Source organism: Bartonella silvatica, assembly GCF_040545155.1.
Lineage (GTDB): Bacteria > Pseudomonadota > Alphaproteobacteria > Rhizobiales > Rhizobiaceae > Bartonella > Bartonella silvatica.
Genome location: NZ_JBEPLI010000001.1, coordinates 61,142 through 72,339, shown reverse-complemented (window position 1 = coordinate 72,339; position 11,198 = coordinate 61,142). Strand labels below are relative to the sequence as shown.

Annotated in this window: 3 protein-coding genes; 1 reads left to right on the top strand and 2 read right to left on the bottom strand. The window is 38.4% G+C overall.

All coding sequences use genetic code 11. From position 1 onward, the window contains the following. Positions 1-382: 382 nt before the first annotated feature. The gene (locus tag ABID23_RS00260) at positions 383-769 is read left to right on the top strand and encodes a YbaN family protein (protein WP_354188157.1); all 387 of its coding nucleotides are present in this window, start codon (positions 383-385) and stop codon (positions 767-769) included. Between the two features lie 354 nt (positions 770-1,123). Here ABID23_RS00260 and pncB read toward each other — a convergent pair whose 3' ends face one another. Together pncB and ABID23_RS00250 are read right to left on the bottom strand one after the other, a co-directional pair. Continuing rightward, positions 1,124-2,428, bottom strand: coding sequence for a nicotinate phosphoribosyltransferase (pncB, locus tag ABID23_RS00255; protein ID WP_354188155.1), 1,305 nt, complete (start codon positions 2,426-2,428; stop codon positions 1,124-1,126). A 116-nt stretch (positions 2,429-2,544) separates the two neighbouring features. Next, positions 2,545-11,103 (bottom strand): glycoside hydrolase family 94 protein, encoded by an 8,559-nt coding sequence (locus ABID23_RS00250; protein WP_435521228.1) that lies wholly within the window; start codon positions 11,101-11,103, stop codon positions 2,545-2,547. Positions 11,104-11,198 lie beyond the last annotated feature (95 nt).

Below are 11,198 nucleotides of genomic sequence, written 5' to 3'. Positions count from 1 at the left end.
ATATCAGCCATGCATTTTTATGTATTGCCTCTCCCATTTGTTTTAACTACAATATAGCCAGTTAGGTTATTTTCCTCCAATACCTAACAGATGGATGCAGCGCACATTCTCCCCCCCCCCCCCCCCCGAGCGCTGCATTTTAATTAAGAGGCTGCATTGATTTATTCTGCAGCCTTTTCATTTTCTTTTTTAAAATTTTATGCTGATTTCTTGAAAATGGTGAAATGATTATCATATTTCTTACGCTGCTTTGTATTTTAGAGAAAATGATAACAGAAATATACGTATGAACATATGGTATTGGAAAGTCATTATACACTAAAGCGTTTAAAAAGCAGTAGAGTAAACAATGATTTTATCTAAAGGAAAATAGTGCTAAAGGATGGAAAAACAATTTAAAATATCTCACCCTTTGCGTATTTTTACTTCTATAGTAGGGTGGATAATGGTTATATTAGGTATCGTTGGTCTTATGCTGCCTATTATGCCAACCATACCGTTTTTGTTAATTGCTTCATGGTGTTTTGCTCGTTCATCACCACGTTTTCATTACTGGCTAAATAATCACCGTGTTTTCGGTCCACCTATTAAACAATGGGAAGAAAAAGGGGCTATTTCCAAATTTGTTAAAGTTCTGGCAGTGGTGAGTATGATGGGTGGTTTTTTATCCTTTTTAGTGATAGTACACCCTGCTTTATGGCTTGTTTTATTCGTCGCAGCTATTTTGCTCTTTATTGTCATTTATGTTGTGACACGTCCATCTTTATAACAACAGAACTACAAAATTTATGGGCTGGGCTTTTTTATCTTGGCCTATTTGTGATAGCGATTGATAGAGTTTTTTTGTTTCCAAATTGAGGGATAATGTCTATCTCTTAAGAGTATGTAAAATAATAAGTTATTTTAAAATAATAGATAGGACAGGGTGATATATTCACAAAATAATTTTTTGAATAGAGAGGATTGAGCTTAATACTGTCAGCAGATATTTGTATTGTTATTGTGATATGAAATAATGTTTATAAAAGTACCACTATTTTTATTGAGATCGAAAAAATCCATCTTGCTTATAATCAATTTTACAGCCAGTTTGTCTTTAATTTTATAAAAATGCGTTTACCGTTTAGGTTTTTATGGGGTTAGCAATAGGTTTTCCATTTCCAAAAAAATTGAGATAGCGTTGTACTTCTTGTGGAGTACCAACTATTTTTTCAGGATTATCTGAAAGTTTTACGGCTGGTTTACCATTGGCATGAGTCGCTTTACAAACGAGGGAAAGAGCATCAAAGGTTGCAACTTCTTGTGGAGAACAGCCTTTAAAGTCGTTTGTAAGATCTGTTCCCCATCCAAAACTCATACGCACTCTACCATGGAAATGATGATAGGTTTTTTCAATTGTATCGACATCAAGGGCATCAGAAAAAACCAAAAGCTTTTCACGTGGATCTTTTCCTTTGTCTTTCCACCATTGGATAATGCGTTCACCACCCTCAATAGGTGGAGCACTGTCAGGTCTAAAACCTGTCCAATCAGCTACCCAATCTGGAGCATTGCGTAAAAATGTTTCTGTACCAAAGGTATCAGGCAAAACAATAAGAAGGTTTCCACCGTAATAACGGCTCCAGTCTTGTAGAACTTTATAAGGGGCATTGTGCAATTCTTTGTCATTATTGGCAAGAGCAGCTATGACCATAGGCAATTCATGTGCATTGGTGCCAAGAGCTTCTAAATCCGTATCCATGGCAAGAAGAACATTGGAAGTTCCGGCAAAGGAATCTCCAATACCTTCTTTTAATGCTTCAACACACCAGCGTTGCCATAAAAAAGAATGACGGCGTCTTGTACCAAAGTCAGATATTTTAATATCAGGTAATTTTTTGAGACGTTCAACTTTGCTCCACATCTTTGCCTTAGCCTTTGCGTAAAGCACATCAAGAGTGAAACGCCCTAATTTTTTCATAGCAGTACGTGAACGCAATTCACTAATAATCGCAAGAGCAGGGATTTCCCACATAGAGCTATGGGTCCACGGGCCATGAAAATGAAGAATATATTGTCCGTCTTTACGGGTGAGTTCATATTCTGGTAATTGAAAAGTCTCAAGCCAGTGAAGAAAATCTGGTTCAAAAATTTGTTTACGTCCATAAAATGTATTACCAGCGAGCCAGATCATTTCTTTTTTCGTGAAACGTAAGCTAAGGGCATGATCAAGTTGGTCACGTAATTCTCTCTCATCAATATTATCGGCTATACGTATTGTTTTAGTGCGGTTTATGAGAGAAAAAGTAACATTTACATCGGGATAAAGCCCCCAAATCATCTGCACCATAAGAAGTTTATAAAAGTCCGTATCAAGAAGCGAACGAATAATAGGATCAAGTTTCCAAGTATGATTATAAACACGTCTCGCAATATCTGGGTGATTCATAACCCTTTTTCTTTCAGTTTTCTAAAATATAAAATTACTGTGTACCAACATGATCAATATAGAGACCGCGAGAACTATAACAACTCTAAGGTTTTGAGCAAGAATAAAAAACTCTTTTAATTTTTCTCTTGTGAAGATTTAACGGTTCGTGTGATTTCATGTTTTCCTGTCTTTTGTAATTTTATTCCTGCATGAATCTTGGCACATTTTTTCCCATTCACATGGAGGCTATTTTCAGTCCCCCATTTCACTTTAATGGTATATGCAGCATCATGAAACTTCATTTTCACTTCATATTTTGGCCATGAGGAAGGCAAGCTTGGACGTAGAAATAACTGATCAGCTTTTTTGTGAATGCCAAGGATAGCTTGGGTTGCAGCGCGATAAAACCAACCTGCTGCACCTGTATACCATGTCCAGCCACCTTGTCCACGACGTGGTTCAGTGGCATAAATATCTGCAGCCATAACATAAGGTTCAACACGATAAATTTCAGGATTTTCTCCATGGGTAATCGGATTTATCATAGAAAATAAATCATAAGCTTTATCATTTTCGCCCATTTCGGCAAGTGCTAGAATACTCCAAATGGCACCATGGGTGTATTGACCACCATTTTCTCGAATTCCTGGGGGATAACCTTTTATGTAACCGGGTTCGAGAGTACTTTTATTAAAAGGTGGCCAGAAAAGGCGTATAAGACCACTTTTTTCATCACACAGGCGTTCCAGCATTGATACCATTGCTTGTTTTTGGCGTTCAGGTGATGCCATTTTGGAAATAACAGACCAAGATTGAGCAATGGTATCAATTTGGCATTCATCATTGACTTTAGAACCAAGAGGTGTTCCATCATCAAAATAACCACGTCGATACCAATTACCATCCCAACTATTTTTTTCTAGGGATTTTTTCAAACGTTCAAAATATGCACTCCATGCTTGCGCTTGGGTATTGTCATTACGTTTTTTTGCAAGGGGAATAAATTCCTGTAGTGTAGCGCCAAGAAACCAGCCTAACCAAGTGCTTTCACCTTTTCCTTGCACACCAACCAAGTTCATACCATCATTCCAATCACCTCCGAGGATAAGTGGAAGTCCATGTGGTCCACAGCGTTTTATGGCAAGATTTAAAGCTAAAGCACAATGTTCATAAACCGTGCCCATTTTTGAGGACTGCATAGGTTGAAAATAAGCATCCTGTTGCTGCTCAGTAAGAGGAGCGCCTTCAATAAAAGCAATAGGAGTATCAAGAAATGTATCATCACCAGTCGTTTTGACATAAAGAGCTGTTCCATAGGCAAGCCAAACAATGTCATCAGAGATGTGTGTGCGCACACCTGCATTGGTATCAGACAACCACCAATGCTGCACATCTCCTTCAAGAAATTGATGTGCTGCTGCATTTAACAATTGTTTACGTGCCAGTTGTGGCTCCAATAATAAGAGGGACAAACTATCCTGTAACTGGTCGCGGAAGCCAAAGGCACCACTAGCTTGATAAAAAGCCGCACGTGCCATAATGCGGCAAGTATAGATTTGATAAGGGAGCCAATGATTGACCATAATATCAAAGGAAGGATCTGGTGTTTTTACTTGGAGTGGTGAAACAAAATCAGTCCATTGTTGTTTTTGTTGTGTAAGCAGAGTTGTAAAGTCACGTCTGCGCACTTGATTGAGTAATTGTTTCGCTTCATGGATATTTTTAGTACTACCAAGATAGAAGGTGATTTCTTTTGTTTGTCCTGGCAAAAGATCAATATCATAGGCGAATGCTGAACAAGGATCACATCCTGCTTCAACTTTATTTGAAAGGGCACCTGCTTTACGAATTGCATAAGGATGTTGAACAGTTCCCGTTGCACCAATAAATTCAGTACGATCAGTTGTCATGCTTGTTGGCATTTGTGATGCTGCTAAAAATGTAACTTGTTGAGACTTTTCGATGTGGTAGGGATTTTCAATAAAATGCACACCATATTCGGGATCATAAGAAGGAATGATAAAAGGTGCATATTTTGTGCGGACACTTCCTAAAACCCATTCAACATAATTATAAAGGCGTAAACTGCGTGATTTTTTTCCTTCATTTTTGAGGGTAAGACGCGAGAGACGTACGGGGTTCTCTTGATCGAGCGTATGAGTAAGCTCTAAAGAAATCTCTGAATGTTTGGACTTAAATGTTGAGAATCCAAAACCATGGCAAGTTTCATAAACAACATTTTCATCGCATTCAACGGCAGAAACGGGTGAAAAGCGCTTCAAAGATAGACGATCCACGAGATAAAGTGCTTCGCCTGGACGATTGGAAATGGGATCATTACTCCAAGGTGTTAATTGATAATCGCGGCTATTGTCAGCCCAAGTAAAGGAAGCACCTTCAGCAGAAACGTGAAAGCCAAAGCTTTTGTTTGCAACAACGTTAATCCACGGATGTGGTGTTGTGGTATGTCCATGAAGACGGACCACATAATAGTTATGATGGTTAAATCCACCATAACCATTCCAATATTGTAGATCTTGCCCATCAACGGAGAGAGGAGGAGACTTTTGTTGACTAATAAGACCAATGGAGGCAAAGAGGTTTTGTCCAGTTGATATGGTTTCCTGTTTTTCTTCATTATATTTTAAGTCGTCTAAGTTATAATGAGATTCTTTGTAATTTTTATGCGTTACGAAATCAAAATTACTTCCTTCATGTTGTTTGAGCTGTTCGGATAAAGATCCATTTTGCGCATGAAGGACAATCCGTGCTGAAGCAAGAAGCGTATTAAAACTCTGCTCATTCATCTGATCACGCCGAAGCGTGAAAATATGTTGACGTTCATCGGTTTTGTTGGCGTGGTGGCGATAAGATTCACATACCCATTCGATAATGCGTTGAGTATTTTGTATATAGGAAAATGCTTGTTCATTGAGAATGACGAGATCAACAATGAGTCCACGCATACGCCAATATTCATGTGCTTTAAGAAGTTCACGTAGGACTGTTATATCTCCCTCGTTATCGAGCCTGAAAAGACAGATTGGATAGTCTCCTGAAATTGACATGGGCCAGAGGTCAGATTGTTTACCAAGATTTTTTGCTAATATTTTGGGAGCTAGACGCCATGCTTGATCAGGGTAAATAAGTGGTGTCGCATATTTTTGATATGTCATTGCTTCTTTAAGGTCGATGCCACTTTGATACAGCGAGACCTGTGAGCGTGTCCATGCCATTGAAAATTCTTGCTGGAATATATGAGGTTGTCGATAATATTGAATATGATTGTGCAGAGTTTCTTTTTCATGGGCGGCGAAAGTCCAGAAAACCAGTTCAGCTTTTTCATGGGCAGGAATTTTTATGCGGCATCTTATTGATATGATTGGATCAAGAACACAACCTTGACTGTTGCTAAAACGAGCATTTTGGTCGAAGGCAGCAGGCCGATGTATAGACCGTCCTCGACCAATGAATAAGGAGCGATCAGTTTCAGCTTCTGTTTCTTGAAGTATACCAGCTATATCCGTTACAAAATGAGCAATATGGATATCAGAATCACTAGGAGAGCGTTTGCGTCTTTTAGCAAAAATTGTTTTTCCTGTATCAGTAATTTCTGTTTCTATAAACATACGTGAAAAAACAGGGTGAGCACAGTCGGTATCCATAGTTGCAAGAGCAAGTTCACCATAGGATGTAATTTCAATAATACGGTCCTTATGTGTTGTATTCATAAGTTGAATACGTCTTCCTTCACCGCATCCTTCTGATGCAATAAGACACTCAAGGGTCGATTGAATACCATCAACCATTTTTGTATATTCAGCTTTTTCATCCATAAAAATGCTGACGGCTTCTTCTTCAACAACGCGTGTTGGCTCACCTGTAACAGACCACCAACGTCCGCTATGCATATTCCGTAAAAAGAATAACGTGCCTTGCTGATCTTCTGTTGCGTCAGGAATAAAGCGTGTAATCATATAATCATGCCAACGGCTGTAACCAGAACCATTGGCTGTCAACATGATAGAATAAGGACCGTTGGATAAGAGTAAAGTTTCGTGTGGTTTAAGCAACGGATTCGTTATTATACGCAAAGGAGCATCATCATATTCTCGAGAGCTGTTGCGTAAGTGATTAAGAACTTTGGTGTGAATAATTGGAATGGTCTGCGGTGCTCTTTCTTGTAATACGAATTGAATTGCTTCAATAGTCGGATCACGATGAAAACGATCACGCATTCGCCCTTGAAAAATAACATTATTAACAGCAAGGATAGACATGCCATGATGGTGGGCATAATAATTGCGTACAACAGCGTATTTTTCTCCTTTCTTCACGCGTGAAGGGGTAAAGTCGATAGAATCATAATAACCATATGGCCCTAAAGCTCCAAGATCACGTAATTTCTTTAAATTTGCGACAGCTTTAGAAGGTGCATATTGAGCAGCTAAAAGACTCGCATAGGGAGCGATAACAGTATTGCGTGAGAGACCTCGTTGTAGTCCAAGTCTTGGAGCACCAAAATTAGCATATTGATAATTCATAAGGTGATCGCGCGCGTTAAAGGCCGCTTCTGAGATGCCCCATGGTAATCCTCGTTTGTGAGCATATTCTATTTGATGACGAACAATCAGTCGATGAGTTTGGTCTAGAAGAGATCCTAAGGGTTCGCACATAACGAGAGAAGGCATGAGGTATTCAAACATAGATCCAGACCATGATAAAAGTGCACCTTTCCAACCAATAGGAACGAGGAGGCGACCAAGACGAAACCAATGTTTAATTTGCACATCTCTTTTTGCCATTGCAAAAAAGCTTGCAAGCCGTGCTTCTGAAGCGAGTAGGTCGTAACAATTTTCATCGAGTTTATTTTCTTGAACACGATACCCAATAGATAAGAGATTTCGTTCAGGCTGTTCTAAAAAATCAAATTTCATATCAAAGGCTAGTTTTCGTGCTTTTATCGCCAACCTATCTAATGATTTGCGTAACTTTTCACTATTATAACCGCTCGTAATATCATGATGATGGGCACGGCAGGTTTCTAAAAGACATTGAGCCCAAGAGAGTAAATGAGCGGATTGTGCTGTTTGAGTTTTTTGATTAAACTCATCAGCTAAATGTACAATATCACGAGCTACAAGTGAAAGATGAGCAATATGGGTAGTTGTGGCATCTGATATTTCTATGAATGGATTGAGGGAGGAGTAAAAATGGTCAATTTGTTGGCATAAAGAACGTAAACTGTATTCATTATCTGGAATTTCGTTGATAGCTTCTGCGAGAATAGCATGAACATCATATAAGCCGGCACGATCACTTTGAAAAAAAGCATAAGGATTTTCAGCCCATTCGCTCAATGTTGAAGAGAGAGTCACTAAATGTCCGGCGAGATTTCCTGAGTCAACGGTTGATACATAAGGAGGCAAAAGAGGTTCGAGCGTATCTGTTGCATACCAATTATAGAGATGACCACGAAATTTTTCCATTTTTGCAAGAGAATTTAATGTACATTCAATGCGTGTGATAGACTCCTCAAAACTAATCCAACCGAAATCACGGGCCGCAACAATAGAAAGAAGGTAAACTCCAATATTCGTAGGGGATGTTCGGTAAGCAATTTGAGGTTTGGGATCTTCTTGAAAATTATCAGGTGGCAAATAATTGCTTTGTGCATTGACAAAGGTCGCATAATAAAACCACGTCCGTCGCGCAATAGATCGTAATACTTTTTTGTCTTCAGACGATATATCAAGGGTATCTTGAAATGTTGAAACTCGGCTGACAAACCATGCAATCAAGGGTGAAAAAAACCATGCAAGCCCAAAGGGCAACGCAATAAAACCTACAAAAGGATTAGAAAAAAGAGGAAGTATCACGGCAAGAATACCTATAAGGGATGCTGTCCACATTGTAAGGATATAAAAGCGAAGACTATTGGGAAACGATTTTGTGTCGGCAGAGGCTCTCCATTCAAGCAGGTATTTTTTTGAAATTGTCATGCGATAAAGGACACGAATAATCGCATCCGTCATAAAATAAGCTGAATGAGCAAGAAATGTAATTTTGAGAAATATATTTGCACCCATGAGGGTAATTTTGTTCAAAGTTAATTGAAGATGACCACGTAAAGAATAGTCAATATTAACTGGAATCAGTGTTTGTAATATGCTTAAAATTGGCGCGACAAAGAGGCTAAATAATAGGAATATTTGCCAAATAATTACCGTTTTTAAAGGTAAAAGAGACCATCCTGTGATGGCTGCAACCAACCACATAAGTGGCGTAAGAGAACGACGCAAGTTATCTTGCATTTTCCAACGTGTTGTAGAATTAATTTTATGGGAAGACAAAAGATAAGGCAAAAGCTGCCAGTCACCACGTACCCAACGATGATAACGTGCAACATCCATGTTATAGGCTGTTGGATAATCCTCAATAACTTCTACATCGCTTATCAATGCGGTACGTGCATAACCACCTTCTAGAAGATCGTGGCTAAGAACGGTATTTTCTTCAACTTTACCATCAAGGGCTTGGTGAAATGCATCAATATTATAAAGACCTTTTCCGACAAAAGTTCCCTCTCCCAAAAGATCTTGGTAGGTATCAGAAACAGCAAAGACGTAAGGATCAATACCACGGTTAGCAGAAAAAATACGTTGCAGAATTGAAGTTTCTTTTCCTGTTGTGAGAGAAGGTGTAATACGCGGTTGTAAAATACTATAGCCTCTCACAATTTTTCCATTATGAGGGTCAAAAATAGCATGGTTGAGTGGATGGTTAAGCTTCCCAACGAGTTTTGTAACACTTTCTGGGGTAAGATTGGTATCCGAATCCAAAGTCATCACAAAACGGCAATCCATAGGGAGATGTGGGCTTGGTGGATAAAAGCTTGTATTTTTATTTCCTCTTAATAAGAGATTCAGTTCATGAAGTTTACCACGTTTTCTTTCCCACCCCATCCAGCATTTTTCGCTTGCATTATAAAGACGCCGACGGTGTAAAAGAAAAAATAAAGGAGTATCATCGCGGTGATAACGCTGATTGAGCTTATCAATAGTTTTTTGTGCATAGTACAATAAATCGAGATCATCTTGCGTTTCTTTCAAGGGAGAATCCACCCAATCCGTAATAAGAGCGAAATGAATGGCGCCTTTTGGGTTGGAAAGATAATGGACTTCAAGATTGCGCACCTGCTCATCAATATTATCACGTGATTTGATTAAAGTCGGAATGACAACCATTGTACGTGCATTCTTAGGAATACCTTCTTTATATTCATAACCAATGAGCTGTCTTGGTGGAGTACACCATGAAACAAAAGTATTGAAAAAGGCAAAAGCAGCCTCCATAGCAGGAAAAAGAGCTAATGCAGTAAAGAGAGTGGACATCCATGGTGCTATACCGGATTTTTGTAAAAGAATATGAATTACAAATAACAAAGCAAGCGTTAAAAGAGAAACGGGGATTGCAATGATTCTAACCTTTGAACAAAAGAAAAGCCGTGCCCATTTTATAGAAAGAGGTGTGATATACCCGCAAACTTTTTCAAAATTTTTGCGACCAGCATCAACAAGATGCCATCCCACAGAAGAATGATAATGGTGAGGAGAAGATTCAGAGGAAGAGTGTGCCATTTCTATAGCTTTGCGCGCAACTTCCAACTCATTAAGAGGTGAAAAACGTGCAATTTCTTCAATGACCTGCCTATAGATGCTACGTGAGTGAAAATCAATTTTGGAAAAGTCACTATTTTCACGCAAAATAGAATCTACAGAACTAACGGTCTCAAACCATATCGTCCAATCAATATCATCAATAGTTTTAAGAGAACGGATAATATTGCCCATCGTCACGCTATCTTCTGCTTGGCGAGTATGTTCATCAGTTGTTGTAATTTCTAAGTTACTGCTTTGATTGTGTAATTGCTGTTCAAGCCAAGTTAACGCGGTTGTTGAATCAACAGATGCGCTACGTAGACGATAGAATAAATGGGCGGAAAAGGTTGGATAAACAGTGAATGGTTTATATTGTGTGAGAAGAGTGTGTAATTTTGTTTCATTATCTGTAAGAGAAACTTGATAAGCAACTTTATGTGCAAGACGGCGCATATAACGTGTTTTTTCAATACGCAGTGAAAGACGGGAGACATTTTCAATAAGCAGCATTTTTATAACAGAAGGGAGTGCCCATAGTTCACCAATTTTGAGAGGGCAAACCTCTTGAAATCCATTGATCATAGCTGTGAGTGTTTTTTGTGAAAACCGACTATCTGTATGAGCAATATAAAGCCAAGCTAAAACAAAAATACGTGGTATATTTGTTGTTTGATTATAAAGAGGAAGTTTTTTTATAGAAGATTTTGATAAGCTACGGCGTAGCTGTTGTATAGTCTTGTCGATAGTATAATGATTATCAATAAGCCATTGAGCAGACGGTGTAATGGTTTCGTCATTGCGCGCGGCAGTATCGCTGCTGTGGAATGCATAGAGAATAATTTTTGCATTTTGTTTCAGTCTTTTGTGAAAATCATTTTCTCCTTTATATTCAGGAAGTAAGATTTCTTTTTGAGAGGCTATATCACGGCCTAATTTATAAAATTCATCCTGTGATTTATAAGTTGATCGAAGAGGAAAATTGATCTCATTGAAAGAGTGTTTTTTGATTTTTTTATAAAAAAAATGCTTCATAAAAGTAGTAATAAAATTTCTCATAACATTTTCTGATCACTCAGATGAGTGATTAATTTATGTCTCATAATTTGTAAGTACTGTATGTATATAAT

Excerpts from the sequence above, each read along its gene's own strand:
- ABID23_RS00260 (WP_354188157.1), top strand. The coding sequence starts at position 383 with ATGGAAAAACAATTTAAAATATCTCACCCTTTGCGTATTTTTACTTCT.
- pncB (WP_354188155.1), bottom strand. The coding sequence starts at position 2,428 with ATGAATCACCCAGATATTGCGAGACGTGTTTATAATCATACTTGGAAA.
- ABID23_RS00250 (WP_435521228.1), bottom strand. The coding sequence starts at position 11,103 with ATGAAGCATTTTTTTTATAAAAAAATCAAAAAACACTCTTTCAATGAG.